Annotated in this window: 19 protein-coding genes; 12 read left to right on the top strand and 7 right to left on the bottom strand. The window is 42.7% G+C overall.

Features of this window, described 5'->3' with window-relative positions:
• Positions 1-4: 4 nt before the first annotated feature.
• The 7 genes from HBHAL_RS18920 (at position 5) to HBHAL_RS18890 (ending at position 8,440) form a co-directional block, all read left to right on the top strand.
• A complete protein-coding gene (locus HBHAL_RS18920) occupies positions 5-1,192 on the top strand; it encodes a M20 metallopeptidase family protein (protein WP_014645135.1) in 1,188 nt (395 codons plus the stop codon).
• Positions 1,192-2,244: a homoserine dehydrogenase gene (locus tag HBHAL_RS18915; RefSeq protein ID WP_014645134.1), complete on the top strand. Its 1,053-nt coding sequence runs from the start codon at positions 1,192-1,194 to the stop codon at positions 2,242-2,244. The genes HBHAL_RS18920 and HBHAL_RS18915 overlap by 1 nt, the downstream gene beginning before the upstream one ends.
• A gap of 15 nt (positions 2,245-2,259) precedes the next feature.
• Entirely contained in the window at positions 2,260-3,705 is a 1,446-nt protein-coding gene (locus HBHAL_RS18910) for an aldehyde dehydrogenase family protein (protein WP_014645133.1), read from the top strand.
• Between the two features lie 139 nt (positions 3,706-3,844).
• Entirely contained in the window at positions 3,845-4,564 is a 720-nt protein-coding gene (locus tag HBHAL_RS18905; protein ID WP_014645132.1) for a CAP domain-containing protein, read from the top strand.
• A 66-nt stretch (positions 4,565-4,630) separates the two neighbouring features.
• Positions 4,631-5,332: an SGNH/GDSL hydrolase family protein gene (locus tag HBHAL_RS18900; RefSeq protein ID WP_014645131.1), complete on the top strand. Its 702-nt coding sequence runs from the start codon at positions 4,631-4,633 to the stop codon at positions 5,330-5,332.
• A 66-nt stretch (positions 5,333-5,398) separates the two neighbouring features.
• Complete coding sequence (locus tag HBHAL_RS18895; RefSeq protein ID WP_014645130.1) at positions 5,399-6,385, top strand: Gfo/Idh/MocA family protein; 987 nt, start codon at positions 5,399-5,401, stop codon at positions 6,383-6,385.
• A gap of 825 nt (positions 6,386-7,210) precedes the next feature.
• Positions 7,211-8,440: an NAD(P)/FAD-dependent oxidoreductase gene (locus HBHAL_RS18890; RefSeq protein ID WP_014645129.1), complete on the top strand. Its 1,230-nt coding sequence runs from the start codon at positions 7,211-7,213 to the stop codon at positions 8,438-8,440.
• Between the two features lie 72 nt (positions 8,441-8,512).
• Here HBHAL_RS18890 and HBHAL_RS18885 read toward each other — a convergent pair whose 3' ends face one another.
• Positions 8,513-8,866 carry a winged helix-turn-helix transcriptional regulator gene (locus HBHAL_RS18885; RefSeq protein ID WP_014645128.1) on the bottom strand — a complete coding sequence of 118 codons (354 nt, stop codon included), beginning with the start codon at positions 8,864-8,866 and terminating at the stop codon, positions 8,513-8,515.
• The gene (locus tag HBHAL_RS18880) at positions 8,853-9,080 is read right to left on the bottom strand and encodes a hypothetical protein (protein WP_014645127.1); all 228 of its coding nucleotides are present in this window, start codon (positions 9,078-9,080) and stop codon (positions 8,853-8,855) included. The genes HBHAL_RS18885 and HBHAL_RS18880 overlap by 14 nt, the downstream gene beginning before the upstream one ends.
• Positions 9,081-9,340: 260 nt before the next feature.
• Here HBHAL_RS18880 and HBHAL_RS18875 point away from each other — a divergent pair, with 260 nt between their 5' ends.
• The 5 genes from HBHAL_RS18875 (at position 9,341) to HBHAL_RS18855 (ending at position 15,847) form a co-directional block, all read left to right on the top strand.
• Positions 9,341-11,050: an ABC transporter ATP-binding protein gene (locus HBHAL_RS18875; protein ID WP_014645126.1), complete on the top strand. Its 1,710-nt coding sequence runs from the start codon at positions 9,341-9,343 to the stop codon at positions 11,048-11,050.
• Entirely contained in the window at positions 11,050-12,858 is a 1,809-nt protein-coding gene (locus tag HBHAL_RS18870) for an ABC transporter ATP-binding protein (protein ID WP_014645125.1), read from the top strand. Before HBHAL_RS18875 ends, HBHAL_RS18870 begins: the two co-directional genes overlap by 1 nt.
• Positions 12,859-12,933: 75 nt before the next feature.
• Positions 12,934-13,839, top strand: a complete 906-nt coding sequence (locus tag HBHAL_RS18865; protein ID WP_014645124.1) for a vanadium-dependent haloperoxidase — start codon at positions 12,934-12,936, stop codon at positions 13,837-13,839.
• A gap of 123 nt (positions 13,840-13,962) precedes the next feature.
• The gene (locus HBHAL_RS18860) at positions 13,963-14,856 is read left to right on the top strand and encodes an RluA family pseudouridine synthase (protein ID WP_014645123.1); all 894 of its coding nucleotides are present in this window, start codon (positions 13,963-13,965) and stop codon (positions 14,854-14,856) included.
• A gap of 535 nt (positions 14,857-15,391) precedes the next feature.
• Positions 15,392-15,847: a cupredoxin domain-containing protein gene (locus HBHAL_RS18855; protein WP_014645122.1), complete on the top strand. Its 456-nt coding sequence runs from the start codon at positions 15,392-15,394 to the stop codon at positions 15,845-15,847.
• 73 nt (positions 15,848-15,920) lie between these two features.
• On the opposite strand, the gene HBHAL_RS18850 is transcribed toward HBHAL_RS18855, so the two are convergent.
• The 5 genes from HBHAL_RS18850 to HBHAL_RS18830 form a co-directional block, all read right to left on the bottom strand.
• Entirely contained in the window at positions 15,921-16,226 is a 306-nt protein-coding gene (locus HBHAL_RS18850) for a hypothetical protein (RefSeq protein ID WP_014645121.1), read from the bottom strand.
• A gap of 205 nt (positions 16,227-16,431) precedes the next feature.
• Complete coding sequence (locus HBHAL_RS18845; protein WP_014645120.1) at positions 16,432-17,526, bottom strand: GerAB/ArcD/ProY family transporter; 1,095 nt, start codon at positions 17,524-17,526, stop codon at positions 16,432-16,434.
• A gap of 18 nt (positions 17,527-17,544) precedes the next feature.
• Positions 17,545-17,769 carry a hypothetical protein gene (locus HBHAL_RS18840; protein ID WP_041601461.1) on the bottom strand — a complete coding sequence of 75 codons (225 nt, stop codon included), beginning with the start codon at positions 17,767-17,769 and terminating at the stop codon, positions 17,545-17,547.
• A gap of 9 nt (positions 17,770-17,778) precedes the next feature.
• Positions 17,779-18,981 carry a Ger(x)C family spore germination protein gene (locus HBHAL_RS18835; RefSeq protein ID WP_014645118.1) on the bottom strand — a complete coding sequence of 401 codons (1,203 nt, stop codon included), beginning with the start codon at positions 18,979-18,981 and terminating at the stop codon, positions 17,779-17,781.
• A gap of 2 nt (positions 18,982-18,983) precedes the next feature.
• The gene (locus HBHAL_RS18830; protein ID WP_014645117.1) at positions 18,984-20,516 is read right to left on the bottom strand and encodes a spore germination protein; all 1,533 of its coding nucleotides are present in this window, start codon (positions 20,514-20,516) and stop codon (positions 18,984-18,986) included.
• Positions 20,517-20,660: the final 144 nt, after the last annotated feature.

Here is a 20,660-nt window from a genome sequence, read left to right as displayed (position 1 = left end):
GTTTGTGAGAACCAAAAACGCGGACTTAGTTAGACGCTCTCAAGAACTTCATTCTTCTTTAGTAAAATGGAGGAGAGATTTTCATCAACATCCAGAACTAAGTTTTCAAGAACAACGCACAAGCAGAAAAGTTGAAGAAATCCTGCGCGAAGCGGGAATTGAGGATATTGAAACAAACGTAGGCGGCTACGGGCTCATTGCAACGATAAGCAATGGCCCGGGGGCTGTGATCGGAGTGCGGGCAGATATGGATGCCCTTCCCATCGAAGAAGAAACAGGTTTCGCCTGGGCTTCAAAAAATCATGGGGTTATGCATGCCTGCGGTCACGACGCGCATACAGCCATTCTGCTCGGGGTAGCTCATTTGTTTATAGAAGATGCGAAGGCCAATCGATTTCAGGGTACGGTTAAATTTGTCTTTCAGCCAGCTGAAGAGAAGTGTGATGAACAAGGGGAAACCGGGGCTGTCAAAATGCTGCACTCCAATAAGCTGGAAGAACTTGATTCTATACTGGCCCTTCATATGTGTCCATGGAGAAAACGTGGAGAGGTTCAAATCCATGATGGACCTAGTATGGCAAATAATGATGAGTTCCATATTGCTATTAAAGGAGACGGTGGTCATGCCGGCTATCCTCATCAGACCGTCGATCCGGTTTGGATCAGTACATTCGTGTTGCAGAATTTGTACAGTTTAAATGGGCGTAAAGTCGATCCTTTGGACGTGGGGACGATTAGTATTGGAAAAATTCGAGCAGGAGAAGCCAACAATATTATTCCACACGAAGTAGAGATTCGCGGCACGATGCGTTCGTACTCAAATGAAGTCCGGTATATGCTTATTCACGAGATTAATAAAATTCCTTCTCTCGTTGCATCCCTGGGGGGAGAATGTGATCTAGTGGTTCAAAAAGGAGAGCCCGCGCTCTATAACGCGCCGGAAATTAATGCGGTTTTCAGAAAAGCAGCTTATCCAATGACGATATATAACGAACCTTTTGGAATGGGCAGTGAAGATTTTAGTCATTTTACACAAAAGATTCCCGGTGCCATGTTTTTTTTAGGTTGTGCAACAGAAAAGGTGACCAATCTCCATCAATCTGATTTCAATATAGACGAATCTGCTATGTGCGATGGAGTCAGGGTGCTTGCGGAAAGTACGTATGAATTACTAAAGCAGGGAGGCATTTGATGACAATGAAAATAGCTTTTATTGGTTTTGGAGGGGTCGGTCAGTCGCTGGCTAAAATCATGAAAGAACGCCAGGAAAACCTTAACACGGTGAATGGCCTCGATTTTTCAATCGTTGCTGTAGCCGATATGCGGCTCGGGGCCGTTTATCATCCGGATGGTCTGAACTTGGATTTATTATTTGAAGGTATAAGTGAACATGCAACAGTAGAAACTTACCCGGAGGATCACCAGACGGTTAAAGGGTGGAGCAGTCTGGAAACGATCAGGCACTCCAATGCTGACGTTATTGTGGAAGTAACGTTTACAGATGTTAAAACAGGAGAGCCTGCTATCTCTCATTGCCGGACTGCATTTGCTCATGGAAAGAGCGTAGTAACCACCAATAAGGGTCCGGTCGCACTAGCTTACGAAGAACTGGTTCAACTGGCCGAAGATCAGGGAGTGTTCTTTGGGTTCGAAGGTACTGTGATGAGCGGTACACCAGCTTTAAGAATGCCGGAAACCACTCTTGCGGGCAATCAGATTACTGAAATTAAAGGCATATTAAACGGAACCACAAACTATATGATAACGGAAATGGAAAAAGGGCTTTCTTACAACGAGGCACTTGAAAAAGCTCAAAAACTGGGATACGCCGAAGCTGATCCAACCAGTGATGTGGAAGGTTATGATGCTCGGTATAAAGTGTCGATTTTATCCAGCCATGTAATGAGGTCCCCTATCCCCCCATATGAAGTAGAGTGTGAAGGAATTAGTGGACTTAACTTGGAAAAAATAAAAGACGCATGGAAAGACGGAGAAAAGTATCGGTTAATTGCTCGTGTAGAAAAAAGTAGTGGAAGCGTGAAGGCAAGTGTTAAACCAGAGAGAATTCCTATGGATGATCCGTTAGCTGGAGTAACCGGAGCGACAAATGCGATTGTCTATGAATGTGATTTAGCTGGGTCGATCATGCTTACTGGAGCAGGTGCAGGTCTTACGGAAACGGGTTATTCATTATTGATTGATTTAATTCACTATCATAAGCAGCGCACACCAACGAAAATATAAGGAGGGTAGCCTGCCATGCAGACAAAAGTGAAAACGATGAAAATGTTACTGGGCGGGGAATGGGTTGATGCTGATCATACATTTGAAGTTCTTAATCCTCAGAATAACAGGTTGATTGCCTATGTTCCTGCTGCTTCTAAAGAGGATATGCTTGCTGCCATCGAAATAGCAGACCGCACATATAAATCTGTTGATCCATGGCCTGTCCACGAGCGAATCCGCGTATTAAATGAAGCGGCCGACTATATGGAAACCCATGCAGAAGAATATGCTCAAATTCTCTCTTCAGAAGGAAGCAAAACGATTACAGAAGCCCGTGGGGAAGTAAAAAGAGCTACGCAGACGATTCGAATTAGTGCCGAAGAAGCACGAAGAATAAAGGGAGAAACGATTAATTTTGATCAAAATGAAGGAAGTGAACACCGGACCGGTTACTATTACCGTTTTCCAGTAGGAGTCGTGGGTGCGATCACGCCGTTTAATGATCCATTAAATCTTGTAGCCCATAAAATTGGTCCTGCGATAGCGGCTGGGAATGCGATTGTCTTAAAGCCTGCCTCGGTAACACCTTTGAGTGCACTGAAATTAGCCGAAGCTTTAGTAGAAGCGGGTCTTCCAAAAGGTATGCTGTCCGTAATTACAGGATCAGGTAAGCAGATAGGAGATCCTCTTGTTACTCATCCAGCTGTAAAAATGATTTCTTTTACAGGAGGTGGCGATGCAGGTGAGCGAATTTCCAGCCAGGCTGGAACAAAAAAAGTGAGCATGGAATTAGGATCGAATTCCCCGGTTATCGTTTTAAAAGATGCGGATCTTGAAGATGCGGTTTCATCTTGTGTATCAGGAGCTTTTTCAGCCGCTGGTCAAAACTGTATAGGAGTTCAGCGGATTTACGTAGAAGACGAAATTTATCCGGATTTTGTAAAGGATTTTGTGAATTTAACCCTTGATTTAAGAGTTGGCGATAAAACGGATGAGCATACAGATGTAGGTCCTATGATTGAAGAGAAAGAAGCCATACGCGTTGAGACGTGGGTGGAAGAAGCTGTTCAGGAAGGGGCGAAAATAGAAGCGGGAGGTAAAAGGGACGGTGCCTTTTATTATCCGACCGTGTTAACGGATGTTTCTGATAATGCTCGAATTGCACAAGAAGAAATATTCGGACCTGTCGTCATCATCCAGCCAGTGATGAATCTGCAGGAAGGAATTGAAAAGTCCAATAATGTCAACTATGGGCTTCAGGCAGGTGTTTTCACCAATAATCTTCAGCACGCCTTTTATGCGATCAAACACATGGACGTGGGCGGTTTAATGATTAACGACAGCAGTGATTATCGTATTGATGAAATGCCATTTGGAGGCACTAAGGGATCTGGTATCGGAAGAGAAGGGGTCCGTTTTGCGATCGAATCCATGACAGAACAGAAGGTTGTATGTTTCCGCTTACAATCAAATATTTAACAGGATTATTATGACCTGTTTTCGATGCCGCTATGTTTCTACATAGCGGTTTTTTTAGTGGAAATTGGAATGCTTGCCTCAGGATAAAAACCCTATAAGAGAGAATAGTAAACGTAAGAAATCCTGAGGAGGATAAAAGATGAAAAAAGGTTTAATTATATTGTTTACAGCCTTCATCATGTCTCTGATGCTTACAGCTTGTAACACAGATGAAGGTGCTAGAGAACAACAGCAAAATAACTTTGATGAAGTAAGTTTTGGTCCTGGAGATCAAGGAATTCAGCAGAAGGGTCAAAATGCAGTGGATCCAGGTGCCGCACCAGGACAGAACAGATTCGACCCTAACATACATTTTGAAGGATTAAATCCAAATGGACCAAACGGAATGATGGATGCACCAAACATGGATAACGAAGAAAACAAAGCTGAACCTGACAGAGATCAGGGAAATGCAGAGGATGAACGTTTTGGGCAGGTCAATGGAGCTCTTCAGGAAGAAGTAGTGAAATTAACCAATCAGGCGAGAGAGAAAAACGGTCTGAAGCCACTGAAAATCGATGGACAAGTAGCTAAAGTTGCCCAGAAAAAATCAGAGGATATGTCGGCCAATGACTACTTCTCTCATACATCTCCAACTTACGGAACACCATTCGATATGCTGAAAGAATTCGGAATCGATTATCGTACAGCAGCGGAAAATATTGCTGCCGGTCAAGAAACGGCTGATCAGGTTGTAAAAGGTTGGTTGAATAGTCCAGGACACCGTAAAAATATTATGAACAAGAATTTGACCCATATTGGAATTGGTTATGACCAGGATGGAAATTACTGGACACAAATGTTTATCGGCAAAAAATAATAAAGCAAGACGTCACGGTTCGTCCGGCGTCCTGCTTTTTACATAACACGAGAAAGGACAGGGCATATGATTAAAAGAGTTATGGTATTCATGTTCATTATCTTCAGTTTGCTGCCCCTGTCCAATGTTTATTCGAAACAAGAAGAGCGGGTAGTAGCCATAGGTGATTCTATTCCGTTTGGATATAATTTGACGAAAGATAACCACATGCCTCCTAGTAAAGCTTTTCCTTACCTTATTGGGAAAGAAACAGGTTTGGAAGTCACTAATCTCAGTGTGCCAGGTTTAACATCCGGGGAACTGTTAAGGGCTGTTCATTCCAATGATATGTTCAGACAATCTATTCAGGGAGCGGACTATGTCATTCTTTATATTGGGGGGAACGATCTTCTTAACTTAGTGAAAAAGAATAAAGGATTGGACGGTATTCGGATTGATGAAGCTGCTCCTGTGATAAGGGATCTGATATATAATGTATATTCTACGATCGTTTTAATTGATCAGCTGACAGAGGGGCAGATTCTCGTGTATAACATTTACAATCCTTATCCCTCCGCGGGAGACCAGCTTAATACACCATTAGCCTACATTAACCAACAGTATGCTTCTTTAATTAAGCTTCTCAGTCATTTCACTTCAGTGAAGCTGTTGAATGCCAATTCAGCATTCAAAGGTCATCCAGATTACATCATTAAAGGAGATGTTCACCCTACTGAAAAAGGACAACGGGTTCTGGCTAAACTGGCTCTTCAGCAGATGAATAAATAAACTTCTACACGGACAGCCATATCCTCCTGTATACTAGTAAATAATTCAACAAGAGGAGGGTTTATATTGATCCGTTTCGGAATTATTGGAACGAATACCATTACAGAAAAGTTTTTGAAGGCCGGGGGCCAGCATGAACGCTTCCAAGTAACGGCCGTATACTCAAGGACCGAAGAGAGAGCACGGGAGTTTGCTTCTGATCAGGGCGCGAAACATTCGTACCATTCACTTGAAAGCTTTGCTTCCAGTACAGAATTCGATGCCGTATACATAGCAAGCCCTAATTCTTTTCATGCAGAACAAGCCATTACCTGCATGAAACAAGGAAAACATGTACTTTGTGAGAAACCTATGGCTTCCAATCAGCAAGAGGTAGCTAATATGATTAAAGTTGCTCAAGAAGAAGGCGTAGCTTTGATGGAAGCGGTTAAATCTACCCTTATGCCAGGATTTATAACTCTACAGGATCACTTGTCCAAAATCGGACGAGTCCGCCGCTATTTTGGTAATTATGGTAAGTATTCCTCGCGTTATGATGCCTATAAAGAAGGAACAGTCTTAAATGCATTTAATCCAGAGTTTTCGAATGGATCCCATATGGACTTAGGGATTTATGGGGTTTATCCTATGGTCGTACTTTTTGGGGCTCCTGTTTCCATCAAAGCAAATGGAGTTAAGCTTGCCTCGGGCGTAGATGGCCAAGGAAGTATAATTGCCAGTTATGAAGGGCTGGAAGCGGTGATCACCCACTCGAAAATCACTCACTCTTATGCAGCTTCTGAAATTCAAGGCGAAAAAGGGGTAATAGTTATTCCAAATATCTCTGAACCTGAAGATCTTCTTATTCGATACAATGACGGCACAACAGAAACCTTGCCGGGGAGAGCTGATAAAGATCCGATGTTTTATGAGATCGAAGAGTTCATTGATCTCGTCGAACAAGGTAAACAGCAATCCAGTATCAATTCTTTCGAACATTCTCTAATCGCGGCTGACGTGTTGGGCGAATCCAGAAAACAGATGGGCATCGCGTTTGAAGCAGACGATTATTAATGTTAAACATTATTGTGGATATTTAAAATAACATGTTGCACTAAAGGGCCGTATACTGGAAGACTCAGTTTCGAGATAATTCGGGTTCGTTACGGTATGTGGAGAAGGGCTGGTGGGGAAATAACTCGTCTTGTTCCATCACCCAGACACTCGAGACATAAGCCGTTCATCAACGGACGGAAAAACCACCATCCTTTTGATGCTCGGCTTATGCTGGTCGTGTCTTTCGGGGTGATTCCACATTTGAACATTTTCCTATGGGGGAACGGTGAGCTTCCTCGCTTGTTTCACTCCCTGCGGGATCTCACCTAGTCCCTTCTCCCATGGGAGTCTCGCCATTTCCCCACCAACCCAGCCGAGTGAGAATAACGGACGCTTTTATAAGAGCGAATGCTCTCCTTCGTAATCGGTCCTAAATACTTTTATGACAGGCTATTTCACATCGTTATAGCATGAAAATAGCTTCCTAATACATGCTTTTTCTCATCAAGTAGAGAATGTCTTAAGTGGTATCGATCATCTAATTCGGCAAGGTCCGGAGGGGGACGATGAAGACTCCTGTGGGATGAACATGATCGGTAAGATCCCGGAAGGCGAAGCCTGAGGAAGCTTACCACATGCCCACGGAAAGCGAAATCGTCCCCCGGAGGTCCTTTCTCATAACTCAACTATCTTGGATTCGAGTCTTCAAGTAATGGGAGCTTATCTTTAACATCAGTATAAAAAATAATCTGAGCGATTTATATAAAAATTGAAATCCAACGACATAGCTTACCCGTTTCATACTCATACTAATACTATACAAATTGGGTAAGGAGCGGAATTATGAATATACAGTCAGGAACCTTTTATTGGCCGGAGACATTTAGCGATAAACCAACTTATCCAGCTCTAGAAGAGGACATTACGTGTGATGTACTAATCGTAGGAGGGGGCAGTTCAGGTGCTCAATGTGCCTATTATTTCGCCGATCAGGGATTGGATGTGGTCGTCATTGAGTCCGGAGAAATCGGTCTAGGAAGCACCAGTACGAATACATGCTTGCTCCAATCCTCGGGCGAGAAATTATTTACAGATCTCGTTCATGTTTTTGGCGATGACTATGTAACAAGGCACTTGCAGTTATGTCAGGAAGCAATTGATGAAATAGAGATAGCGTGCAGTCAAATGGCTTTTGATGCTGAATTCAAACGCAGGGATACTCTTTATTACGTAAGTATGGAGGCTGACTTGCTTCCTTTGCAGCGGGAGTGCGAGTGGCTTCAAGGACGAGGCACGCCGGCTAGGTGGGTAACGGAAGAATGGATCAGCCAGCATTATTCCTTTACCAAGCAAGGAGGCATTTTCTCTAAAAATGACGGAGAGATGAATCCTTTTATTTTCACTCATGGACTTCTTCACTATGCTTTCAGTAAAGGCGTAAGGGTTTTTGAACATACAAAGATGACGGGAGAACATTACGAGAAAGAAGAACCTGTCATCACCACAAAACGAGGTCATCAAATTCGTGCTAAACAAGTGATCTATGCTGCAGGCTATCACGATATGGACATAAAAAAAGAAAAGAAAGCACGTTTTGTAAGTACGTACACGGTAACGACCGACCCGGTAGATCATTTTAGCGGCTGGTATGAGCGTACGTTGATCTGGGAGACTGCCCGACCGTATGTTTTTATCAGGACGACGAAAGATAACCGCATTATTATTGGAGGACTCGACGAAGAAACTGAGCATCCGGAAGAACGAGATGGAAAGCTTGTGCATAAACGAAAGAGGCTAATGGAAGAGTTAAATAAACTTTTTCCAAATATAAACACGAGGCCGGCCTATTATTCAGCTGCTTTTTACGGTGGGATGGTAGATGGTCTTCCTATGATCGGAGAATATAAAGAGTATCCAAATAGCTTCTTCCTATTGGGCTACGGTGATAACGGTACGGTTTACAGTATGCTCCTTGCTAAAATTCTAAGGGACTGGATTGTGGATGAGAAGAAAGATGATTATCAGCTCTATCAAACGAATCGCCCGTTAAAGAAAAAGAAACTCTATAAATAAAAAAATCAGCTTCCTGACTCGCTCAGGAAGCTGATTTTTGGATGGGCCAGTTTAACAAAGTTCATCCTGGGTTTACTTATTAATAAGCCGGGCCATTTCTTTTCTAGATGTTGACATCCGCTTATGCTCAAGTCCCCATTCGTTCATGCTGGTTAAAAAAGAAGCCGTTGTTTTGCCGTAGGGGGTAATGCGGTATTCCACTTTTGGTGGGACCATTTCGTAGTCTATACGTTCGATTAATCCATCATCTGTAAGTTTTCTTAGTTCACGGGATAGAATGCGAGAAGAAATTTCACCATCAATCTCTCGTCTTAACTGATTAAATCTCATGGGTTTTTCATGAAGGAGCTTCCATAAAATGAGCCCCTTCCATTTACCGCAGACAATCTCCAGGGTGATCTCAATACCTGTTTCATTTTCTTTCACCCTTTTCACCTCGTCTCAAATTATTTTCGTGGTCCTTCTTTTCACGTGCTTTATGATACCCGGCTATGATCCCCTGGGCATAGACCTTATTCAGCACATTCATGGTATGGGGAACAAATTGATCCTCATCTATCTCTGAAATCCGGTCAAGCAAGTCTATAAGCTCAAGCAGCTCATCCGTAACTGGGAATATGGGTTTAACATTATTCCTCACTCATTCACCTACTCTTTCCTCCGAAACACTGGTACTGTAAGTTTATTTTGTTTTTCGTTAGACGACAAGTACTTACAATTTTGTTACTATTCTATTCTTGCTAAGCGTTTATACGAGTGACAAACAAAGTGCGATTAAAGAGAAGCGACATAAGCCATTCTTCTAGGAGATAAACGTTGTAAAGAGAGTTAGATAGTAGGCTGTCTTTCATTACTCCTGTATAATAGTAAACAATTTATTACATAATCGGAGGCTCCTTTATGCGCAAGATTCTTTCCTATGCCAAAAATTATAAAGCATCTGCATTTATAGCCTTAGCTCTTATGGGGATTGAGCTTGTTGTGGAATTGGTTCAACCTTTACTAATGGCACGAATCATCGATGAAGGTATTCTTAAGGAAGATTTCTCGATCGTTTCTGGATGGGGAGGGCTGCTGTTAGGTCTTTCCTTATTATCTTTCGCAGCGGGAATTACGAATTCTTTTTTTGCAGCAAAGCTCAGCCAGGGAGTAGGCTATGATTTACGACGAGATCTATTTACGAAAGTCCAGCATTTTACAAATGAAAACTTTCAATCTTTTTCTACGCCTGGATTAATTACCAGAATGACCAACGACGTTACTCAAATTCAGAACCTTCTTTTTATGTTTGTTCGAATAGCGCTCAGGGCTCCGCTGTTTATTGTGTTTGCCGTGATCATGGCCTTAAGTATTAATGCAGGCTTAGCCCTTCTAATTGTCGTTGCCGTCCCAGTATTTCTACTGTTTCTCTTCTGGGTGTTGTTCAAAGGGGTGAAACTTTTTAAGCTTGTACAAAATAAGTTAGATCGCGTCAATACAGTGATTCGTGAAAACCTAACCGGCATCCGCCTTATTAAAGGATTCAACCGTGGTGATTATGAAGAAACCCGTTTTAAAGAAGTGAATGATTCTTTAGTTGATAAAAACAAACGGGCACTCTGGCTGATGGAAACAACCATGCCGGTCGTTATGCTGGGTATGAATATCACGATCCTTCTCATCATCTGGATGGGGGCTGAAAATATCCAAGCAGGAAATGTGAAGGCAGGGGAACTGGTTGCCCTGATTAATTACGCCACCCGAATCATGTTTACATTTTCCATTTTCACCTTCCTTATTATGGTTTTTTCCCGAGGGAATGCTTCTGCTCACAGATTAGGTGAGGTGCTGGAAGAACGCACCCCTTCTTATCTTTCTGAAACGAACGGCAAAAAACCTGAGTTAAAAGGAAGTCTCTTATTTGACCAGGTCTCCTATAGGCAAGGTAGTGAAGAAGTTCTCCATCAGGTTAGCTTCCATGTGCGATCCGGGGAAACCGTAGGTATACTGGGCGAGACAGGTTCCGGTAAGAGTTCCTTATTAAGACTTATACCCCGATTATATGAAAAACAATCGGGTCAACTCTATTTAGATGATAATGAAATCAGCGAACTGGATGTGAAGCACATAAGATCGCAGATTAGTTTAGTTCCTCAGGACATTCATCTGTTTTCAGGGAGTATCCGCGATAACATTCTATGGGGAAATGAGGATGCGGAAATGGAGGAAGTCATCGAGGCGGCAAAAAAAGCACAAATTCACTCTTTCATTCTTACTCTTTCAGACGGGTATGATACCCTCCTTGGTCAAAAAGGTCTGAGCCTGTCCGGGGGGCAGAAGCAGCGCTTATCTATCGCCAGAGCCCTTATTCGTAAACCAGCGATCTTAATTTTGGATGACAGCACAAGCGCGCTCGATGCCCATACAGAGACGGAGTTGCTTCGTACCCTTGAAAAAGAGGCCTGCACCGTGTTCATGGTCGCTCAGAAAATCAGTTCTTTAAAGCAAGCCCAAAAGATCCTTCTTATGGAGGATGGGAATGTAATTGCCGAAGGTACTCATCAAACGCTTCTCGCACGCAGTCCATACTACCGTGAAGTTTACATGTCCCAGCAAGAGGAGGCGGAATAATGGCAGAAAAATCAGGGCGTCCTCCCATACGACGCCATCAAGGCATCGGTACAGCGCCACCGAAGGTTGATGATATTCGTTCCACTTTAAAAAGGATCTGGCATTACATGGCAGATAAGAAGAAGCGTTTTTATACCGTTCTTGCCGTCATCCTCTTAAGTTCTTCCCTATCTCTTCTCGGTCCGTATTTACTCGGGGTCACGGTAGATTTAGCGATTGCTGAACCAAGTTCAAATGACGTGATCATCATGCTTGGATGGCTCCTGCTTATTTACGCTTTCCATTCATTGTTTTTGTGGCTTCAGAATTATTGGATGATTGGTATAGCGCAGGACACCGTGTACTCGATGCGAAATCACTTGTTTTCTCATTTGCAGCGGCTTCCCGTGATCTTTTTTCAGCAGCGTCAGCAGGGAGAGTTAATGAGTCGCTTAACCAATGATATGGAAAATGTGAGCCGCACCTTAAATACAGCCGTTGTCCAATTTTTCACAAGTGTACTTACGATCATAGGAACAGTGGTTATTATGATCTGGCTGAGTCCAATGCTTACTCTTATGACCTTAACCATCGTTCCTGTCATGTACTTTGGTATGAAGTGGATTACGAAGCGAACAGGAGAATTCTTTAAAAAGCAGCAAAATGATCTTGGCGATGTTAACGGGTACGTGGAGGAAATGTTTTCTGGGCAGAATATTATTTCGATGTTTTCTAGAGAAGAAAGAGTGATCGACGATTTTGAAGCAAAAAACGCTGCCTTAAAATACTCCGGTTACTGGGCTCAAGTATACACAGGCTTTATTCCCAAACTGATGAATATGCTTAACAACGCAAGCTTCGCTATTATAGTTGGAGCGGGCGGTCTGCTCGCTTTAAACGGCTTTATTTCTATTGGAATTATTGTCACGTTCACCACTTATTCTCGTCAATTCACCAGGCCATTAAATGACCTTGCTAATCAGTTCAACATGATCCTTTCTGCCGTTGCTGGCGCTGAAAGAGTTTTCCAGGTTATAGATGAATCAGAAGAGAAATCGGATGAAGAACAAGCGGAAGCGGCCGGGACTCTCATGGGCGATGTTGAATTCAGGGCGGTGGATTTTTCATATGAGGATAAGCAGCAAACATTAGCCAACATTACCTTTGAGGCAGAACGCGGCCAGACAGTAGCTTTAGTAGGTCCTACAGGGGCTGGAAAAACAACAATCATATCTTTGCTCTCCCGTTTTTACGATCCTGATCAGGGCGAAATTTTAATTGATGGAAAAAATATAAAATCTATTACTCGAGACAGCTTGAGGAATCAGATGGGAGTGGTATTGCAGGATGCCACCATGTTCCATACAACCATTCGGGAGAATATTCGGTATGGATGGCTGAAAGCTTCGGATGAAGAGGTAGAGGATGCAGCCAAGGCGGCTCATGCACATGATTTTATTACAAGGCTGCCCAACGGGTATGACACCTGGCTCGATTCGGATGGAGGAGGAGTTAGTCACGGACAGCGCCAATTGTTGTCTATTGCCCGTGCGATGATCGCATCCCCGGCCTTATTAATATTGGATGAAGCTACGAGCAGTATTGATACCGTGACAGAAATGAAAATAAATGATGGTTTATCTAGACTGATGAAGGGCCGTACAAGCTTTGTCATTGCTCACCGTCTTAATACAATTCGTGCGGCTGATTTAATTATTGTTCTGGAAGAAGGGAAAATTGTGGAGAAGGGCAGCCATCAAAAGCTGGTCGATCAAAACGGCTTCTATGCTGACCTGGTTAAAACACAGCGGGCAGGAAGTCGAGGGTGACGGAATCTGGAGATTGAACGCTTACACCCTGAAGATTGTCCTTCCATATTCTATATATGGAAGGGGGGTGAAGATATGGCTCATGAAAAAAGAGCTTATCCACTCTGGACTGAACTGCCATATGCGGGTGCGGACCATTCTCCTACAATTGCAGGAGGAGTGGAACCAGATGCCGGAGATTGGAAGACGTACTTTATTCAGCACAGCCGGCGCCACGGATTCAAGAAATTAGATGGTCGTCCCATTCGTTTAGCTATCAAAGATCCGGATACCATTGACTGGTACGCTCAATTAAAAGTCGTACAGCGTACAGTCGCGAATTTATCCGAACGAGAAAAAACTATTGCCGAGTATTGGGGGACTGGTCCAGCTTCCAAACAATGGGTCCCCATTGTAGATCGGCTAATTGACACGTACGGGATAGAAGCACCTAGAGCAGCCCGAATTTTAAGTGCGATGTTCGGCGGTATGAACGATGCTTTTGTCGTAGCCTGGACATTGAAATACAAATGGCTTGTGCCAAGACCTAACCAATTGGATCAACATTTGGCAACTTACATTTGTACACCTTTGCATCCTTCTTATCCTTCAGGCCACGCCTCCATTTCAGGAGCGGCTGAGGTCATTCTAAGTTACTTCTTTCCTGCAGAACGTCAGAAACTTCATTATCTTGCAGAAGAAAATGCTCAATCCAGGTTATTCGCAGGTGTTCATTATCCCGTAGATAATTCGGAAGGGCTTCGATTAGGAAGACAGATTGGCAGGATTGTGGTTGAAGAGCTTAAGAAAGATAATGTGGATGGATTGCCGATTGACCGCTCTTCACGTGAATATAGAAACGCTGACATCATTCCTCAAACATATGAGCAGGCTATCCCATTTGATTACGATGAAAAATGTGATTCCTTCTTGCTTCGAGAGGATGAATCGAATGGACATTCGTCTACCTATGATTGGATCGATCCTAAATTATTTATTTAAGAGAAAGAGATGTATAATAAAGAAGAGAGCAGCCTCTGGTGCTGCTCTTTTTCCATTTGCGGGGTAGAACAGCCTGTGAGATGGTAAACTAGACAAGAGTACTAGAAATAAGGAGGAAGTCATGTGGCTCAAAGAAAAAATAATGCACCGAAAAATAGCTTTACCGTAGAGCAGTCTGATGAACTATTGTCTTTTTTGTTAAGAATGCTACCCGAAACTGGCCGAAATTCAGTGAAGTCTGTTCTTAAGCGAGGACAAGTTCTGGTAGAGGATGAAGTTCAAACCAGGCATGACCATAAATTACAGCCAGGGCAGAAGATCACAATCGTAAAAAATAAAACCTTTAAACGAAAAGCCGCCTTAACAGGGCTGTCGATTCTACACGAAGATGAAGATTTGATCGTCATTGATAAGAGTGCCGGACTATTATCGATAGGTTCTCCAAAAGAAAAACAGGAGACCGCACATCGGCAGCTGATGAATTATGTAAAAAGTAAAAATCCAAACCATAGAATTTTTGTTGTACATCGTTTGGACCGTGATACATCAGGAGTTATGCTGTTCGCCAAAAACGAAGAAGCGAAATTAAAACTCCAGCAATCATGGAAGAAAATGGTTAAAGAGCGTAAGTATGCGGCATTGGTGGAAGGCTCGCCGAAGCAGCCCGAAGGTACCGTTGAATCGTACGTAAAAGAAAGTAAAACGCTGAAAATGTTTACGACCAAGAATCCTAAGGGAGCTCAGCACGCGATTACTCATTATAAAAAGGTGCAGGGGAATGCTAATTTAACTTTACTTGAGGTTCAACTGGAGACCGGCAGGAAAAATCAAATTCGTGTGCATATGCAGGAAATTGGACATCCAATTGCCGGCGATAAAAAATATGGAGCACGGACAAATCCAATTAAAAGGTTAGGTCTTCACGCCCATGTTCTTGCTTTTCAACATCCTAGTAACAAAAAAGTAATGCGGTTTGAATCCCCCATTCCTAAACCCTTTCTATCCAATTCAAGATAATAGATGTGTAAAAAAATGGATCTATTATAGTTTATTGTTGATTTTTCATAAGAGGTTTATTACGCAATAGGGCCGGATTGTTGAATACTCAGTTTCGAGATAAGTCGTGGTCCGTTCCAATACGAGGAGGAGGCTGGTGGGGAAATAACTCGTCTTGTTCCATCATCCAGACACTCGAGACATAAGCCGTTCATCAACGGAGGGAAAGACCACCGTCCTTTTGATGCTCGGCTTATGCTGTTCGTGTCTTTCGGGGTGATTCCACATTTGAACACTTTCCTATGGCCCTACACGATGTAGGGTCGATCGACCCTGCGTCGTGCAGGGCCGGAAAGCGAAATCGTCCCCCGGAGGACCTTCCTCATATAACATATCTCGAAACTGATTCTTCCCGTATCGGGAGCTTTACCTTAAAATCAATACGGAAGTTTAACAGAGCCACAGAAATAAGCAATAGGTATTTATTGAATAATGGAGGCAAGTTTCCTAAGGCGGTTTGCATATATATAAGTAAACAAGCCTTAGGAGGGATTAAATGGGTGCATTAATTTTATCAGCCAAGAAGGTGGCCGTGATCGGAGCAGCTGTTCTGGTAGCTTTTGCTGCCTATTTTATAGGCAGCTACTTTTGGCAGGGTGCTATGGCTACTTCATCCCAGCCAGTAAATGGAGAACCCCGCGTCATTAATCTTGTAACAGGGGAGTTTAAAGCTGAAACAGCTGATGGGAAAGAAATTGAAGCGTATCGCTGGGATCCAGGTACGATCCTTGTAGAAAAAGGAGAACCAATTAAATTAAGTATATTCGGTGTAAATGGCAAAGAGCATCCATTTTTTATTGAAGATACCGAAATAAAAGGAGTTGTCCAGCAGGGTAAAGAAACAATTGTAGATTTGAAATTTGATAAAGAAGGAGTCTACCGCTTAATTTGTACCACGCACTCGGACATTAATTCGAATGGACCAATGATTGCCTATATTGTTGTAGATTAGAAGGAAAAGCAAAAGGGACAAGTTTAGTCTCCTTTTGCTTTTTCATTTATTTGCTTTCTCTTAAGAATTCCAGTCATTTTTCAATTTTACTAGTTGTCAAATCAATAAGTGAATGATGACCAGCAGCGGCGTTGGCCTTCTCTTCCACAAAAACGGTATGTATGTGCGGGTAGGACTGTTTAATCGGTTCTAATAAAAAGGTTAAAGCGCTTATTTCATTAAATGAACCTATAATCACCACTTCTTCAATCGAATGATCGGATAGGTAGTTCAAGACTTCTTCACTTAGGCAATCAAGTATAGACTCATCTAAGGGAATATTATGTACCTGAAATCCGATCGATGAAAGAAGGGAGTAGAGTATATGGTGTTTAAGCATGAATTTCTTTCTTCCTAAGTCGATTAATAGAACATTCCCTATAGAAGCTGAAACAGCAGATGTGTACTCGAAGCGTTTATAATCGATGATGTGTTTCAGGGTAGTGACAGCTGTGAAATTCAAGAGAACTCAGGTTGGCAATGTCAGGGGGGGGAAAGGTGTAAATGCAATAACACACCAATAGAGCCAGTCATTGGTGTGCTTTTTAACTTCCACTCATTCGTTTTTTAATCAGCAGACCCACCCAGAGAATCGCAGGCAGAATTAATCCATGGGTAAGGGAATAAGACAACCATACTTCCCCTACGAAAGTCTCGAAATAAGCTACATCTGGATAAGCAATAATGGAGAGGACAACCATTCCCATTCCTAAGGGCAGTACCAATGGGCGATGGTCTTTCAAGGTTAAGAACTGGGCGATTCCTACTGAAGTAGCGTAGTAAAGGATGATTAGTTTGAAGAATATGGTAAGCATCCAAATGATCGCGATGATAATCTCTAACCCCTCAAGGAAACCAGCAATGTTAATCTTTTGCCCAATTCGATAAGTAGGATAAGCGTTTAAAGCTGTCAAATCACTGCCAAGAACCAGCAGGCACAAAGTGGTGATAAGGAATAGAACCCCTCCTCCGATAATAGTTCCCAATATCCAGGCTCGCTTAGCTTTTTTTTCCTCTTTCACATAAGGGAAAATCATTAATAGAGCTACCATCTCAAGCAATGGAGTCCCAATGACTATAGAAGAACTGCTTATTATTGGAAGAACTCCATTACCAAACATAGGTTTTAATTGACCCATATTAATTTGAGGCATCATGGATATAGTTAGAAAAATGAGCAGGATAATCATCCAGGGCATAAAAATTTCAGATGAGCGGGCAATCGATTCAATACCTAGATAGGTTCCGGCAATGATTACGAGCAGAAATAAAGTATGAGTAAATTGTAAGGGTGTTTCTGGAATAATCTGAGTGGTCATGAAATCTCCAATATTTCTGAGAACAAGAGAAGCTAAAATATATAAGAAGCTTAAATAAAATATACAGAATAAGCGTCCTGCCCAGTTTCCAAATACGAAAATAGCCGCTTGGACAAATGTTTTCCCGGAGGACAAACTTCCAATTTTATTTAAAAACATGACGAGTATGACCCCAACTAGGATGGAGAGAATGACCGACATCCAAGCGTCCTGTTTTCCCTGGGCGGCGAGGGGGGTAGGGACGATCAGGATCGAACTGCCAATAATAAAGAAAATGACAAGGAACATATACTGCCTGGCGCTTATGGTCTGATTATCCATGCGTGTTCTGGCTCCTTCCTATAAACCAATCCAAGAATGTATAGTTGTATAAAAGGCTTGAATGTAATCCAATGGATTCGGCAGCTGCACATTTCTGCTTTCCAGGACACTAAACGTCGTAGCGATGAGCAGCAGAGTGGAAAACCACCAGATTTCCTTCGTCTTTTTTTTTCGCTTCAATCGCGGGAACTCTAAGAAAAAAATCAGAGTGGAAACGGCTAAGACGGCTATAGTTGCCCACATCTTTATCACCTAACTTTCTTTGTTGATTGGCTGTGTTGAATTACCTTTTCTTCTAATCTTCACATTGGCTTCAACATTGACTTCAACATCCTGATAATAGGAAGACCATTCCTTCTCAACTTTTTTCCAATACTCAGGCTGATCGCGATGGATAACTCCTCCGAACCCAAAGACATCGCTTCCATATTCCTTCTGAACCTTAGCCAAGGTGGCTTGAATGCTTTCTTTAATTGATTTCTCCGCTTGTTTGTTCACTTTTTCTATTGCTTCAGGCTTACTTAAGTCAACTTTACAATCCACTTCCCCTACATTACCTTCTGCTTCGATCTTTATATCAATAACAGGCTGATCATTTTTAATTTTTCCTTTCATCGCTCCGCTTGTTCGAAGCAGTTCCACGCTCAGCGATCCTTCATCGTCACAAGGGTGTGTAATAACTGTAGAGTGTACATTTCCGGTCGCATAGTTAAGCCCCTGGCTTTCCTCTTCGTTTAGCCATCCTACGAGTTTATCTCCTTTAAAAACGCCAATTTCATCGATTTCTAATTTTGTAGGAGCATCGACATTTTCCACGTTACCCATGTTTGTCCCTATATCTTCTTCTCCTAAAAGGAGGATGCCACTCATCACGGGGTCTTCTCCCGGATTTCTAATGCTTGCGATAACCTTATCAATGGTAACCCCTTTTGTTGCAGCCCAATGACGTTCTACATTTTCTATGGAACCCATGATTTTATTGGCTGGGATTTTTTCATAAGGTGTAACGATACTGAGCATGCTTTCAACCCTGGCATTCTTCGCTACGGTCATGTAAAAAGAAGTTCTGAATTCATGGTCACGGTAGAGTAAGTCAAGAACCGGCATTACTCCCTCTTCAGCAACAGCTTTTCCAAGTACAACTAAGCGAAGCTGAGATAAGTAGGTAGTCCTGGGGGTTTTTGCCGTAAGCCTGCGGAACGCCTCCATAAGCGTACGACCGGTTGTTGTATAAGTGGAAACAGGAGGTCGTGAAGTCGGAGCGTCCGTAGCAATCTCTGAAGGGTTGATCACCTGAACCGCCAGAATATATTCGCCTTCTTCTGTTTTATCAATCCCTAACGTAACAACAATGCCAAGCTCATCCAGCTCCCGGCTGTTCCAGCAGCCGGTTAACAGGAGGAGGCAGATAAATATTAGCAAGAGTTTTCTAAAGGGAAAATGGTATGTGTTCATCCTCAACTCTCCTTGGAAGATGGATTGGTCCGTTTTTCATTCTTCTTAGTTAGAGAACTTGGGCGGGAAAACAGCCCCCAGTGGGGAAAGCGGATTAATACATCTTTCTGCTCTTTCGGCTTAATTGGTGCAAACGGCGACATATAAGCAACACCGAAAGACTTCAGGCTGCATAAGTGCAGGACCATAGCAATCAGACCGAGGATAATGCCGTACAATCCAAACGTTGCAGCAAGGATCATAAATAGAAAGCGAAGCATACGTATAGGAATCGCTATGTTATAAGCAGGAAAAACAAAACTTGAAATGGCTGTAAGAGCTACCACTATAACCATCGCCGGAGAAACCAAACCTGCCTGTACAGCGGACTGCCCAAGTACGAGGGCACCAACAATGGATACAGCCGATCCTACCGGTTTCGGCAAACGGACTCCGGCTTCCCGCAGGATTTCAAACGTAAGCTCCATGAGCATGGCTTCTACAAAAGCCGGAAAAGGGACACCTTCACGCTGGGCGGCTAGACTGATCAGTAAAGGTGCTGGAATCATTTCCTGATGAAAAGTAGTAAAAGCGATATATAAAGAAGGCATAAACAGAGCAATATTAAAACAGACCAGCCTCAGGATTCGCAGGAACGTACTTATATCCGCTCTCTGATAATAATCTTCACTTGATTGAAAAAAGTTGACAAACAAAGCAGGAACTAAGAGAACATCCGGTGTCCCATCGGTAACGATCGCGACCCGTCCTTCTAGTAATCCACCGGCAATTGCATCAGGTTTTTCAGAATAATAAACGGTGGGAAAAGGGGAATACTGAGCATCTTGAATATATTCTTCAATGTAGCCGCTCTCCAGAACCCCATCGATATCGATTTTATCAAGTCGGCGGTGAACTTCCTGCACAATGTTGTCTTCAGCTATATCCTGCAAGTAGACGACAGCTACGTCCGTTCTAGTCACTTCACCAATCGCTTTACTTTCAATTCGAAGCTTAGGATCTTTTATTTTACGTCGTAACAAGGCTGTATTCGTCCTTAACGTTTCTGTGAACGCCTCTTTAGGACCTCGGATGACACTTTCCGAAGTGCTTTCCTGTACCCCGCGGTCTCTCCAGCCCCGGGTGCTGGCGGCTAATGCTTTTTTCTCTTTATCTATAAGAAGGATGGTTTCGCCTGATAATAATCGCTTAAAAAGTGCTTCATAATCGGTGAATTCAGTTACTTCACCTATAGGAAGGGAAGCGTGTTTAATCGTATCGTAAAGTTCCTTCACGGAAACACGTTTGTGCGGCATCTCAAGCATAAGTGCTTCCATGATGAAATTCTGAACCGTATTCTTATCGACAAGACCATCTATATAAAGAGCAGCACAGTGAGTCTTGTAGATAGCAAATCGTCTGATTACAAGATCCGTACTTTTTCCAAGTACGGTTTCAATATGGCTTAAACTGTCTTCTAAAGGAGGAAGGAGGGGCGGGGAGTTAGATTCTTTATTGGGATTTTGACTTGGTCCCTGCTCATTTCCCTGGTTCATAGCGCACGCTCCTTTAAAAGTTTATAGATAGCATGCACCAAAGTTTGGATTTTATTAACTTATATAATTCGTTAGATCTCCGTGTGAATTATTAAAGATAAGCTCCCGTTACTTGAAGACTCAGTTTCGAGATAAATTGGGTCC

The sequence above is a fragment of the Halobacillus halophilus DSM 2266 genome (genome assembly GCF_000284515.1).
GTDB lineage: Bacteria > Bacillota > Bacilli > Bacillales > Halobacillaceae > Halobacillus > Halobacillus halophilus.
This window is presented reverse-complemented; position numbering and strand designations above follow the sequence as displayed.

Excerpts from the sequence above, each read along its gene's own strand:
- HBHAL_RS18915 (WP_014645134.1), top strand. The coding sequence starts at position 1,192 with ATGACAATGAAAATAGCTTTTATTGGTTTTGGAGGGGTCGGTCAGTCG.
- HBHAL_RS18910 (WP_014645133.1), top strand. The coding sequence starts at position 2,260 with ATGCAGACAAAAGTGAAAACGATGAAAATGTTACTGGGCGGGGAATGG.
- HBHAL_RS18905 (WP_014645132.1), top strand. The coding sequence starts at position 3,845 with ATGAAAAAAGGTTTAATTATATTGTTTACAGCCTTCATCATGTCTCTG.
- HBHAL_RS18900 (WP_014645131.1), top strand. The coding sequence starts at position 4,631 with ATGATTAAAAGAGTTATGGTATTCATGTTCATTATCTTCAGTTTGCTG.
- HBHAL_RS18890 (WP_014645129.1), top strand. The coding sequence starts at position 7,211 with ATGAATATACAGTCAGGAACCTTTTATTGGCCGGAGACATTTAGCGAT.
- HBHAL_RS18875 (WP_014645126.1), top strand. The coding sequence starts at position 9,341 with ATGCGCAAGATTCTTTCCTATGCCAAAAATTATAAAGCATCTGCATTT.
- HBHAL_RS18870 (WP_014645125.1), top strand. The coding sequence starts at position 11,050 with ATGGCAGAAAAATCAGGGCGTCCTCCCATACGACGCCATCAAGGCATC.
- HBHAL_RS18865 (WP_014645124.1), top strand. The coding sequence starts at position 12,934 with ATGGCTCATGAAAAAAGAGCTTATCCACTCTGGACTGAACTGCCATAT.
- HBHAL_RS18855 (WP_014645122.1), top strand. The coding sequence starts at position 15,392 with ATGGGTGCATTAATTTTATCAGCCAAGAAGGTGGCCGTGATCGGAGCA.
- HBHAL_RS18850 (WP_014645121.1), bottom strand. The coding sequence starts at position 16,226 with ATGCTTAAACACCATATACTCTACTCCCTTCTTTCATCGATCGGATTT.
- HBHAL_RS18845 (WP_014645120.1), bottom strand. The coding sequence starts at position 17,526 with ATGGATAATCAGACCATAAGCGCCAGGCAGTATATGTTCCTTGTCATT.
- HBHAL_RS18840 (WP_041601461.1), bottom strand. The coding sequence starts at position 17,769 with ATGTGGGCAACTATAGCCGTCTTAGCCGTTTCCACTCTGATTTTTTTC.
- HBHAL_RS18835 (WP_014645118.1), bottom strand. The coding sequence starts at position 18,981 with ATGAACACATACCATTTTCCCTTTAGAAAACTCTTGCTAATATTTATC.
- HBHAL_RS18830 (WP_014645117.1), bottom strand. The coding sequence starts at position 20,516 with ATGAACCAGGGAAATGAGCAGGGACCAAGTCAAAATCCCAATAAAGAA.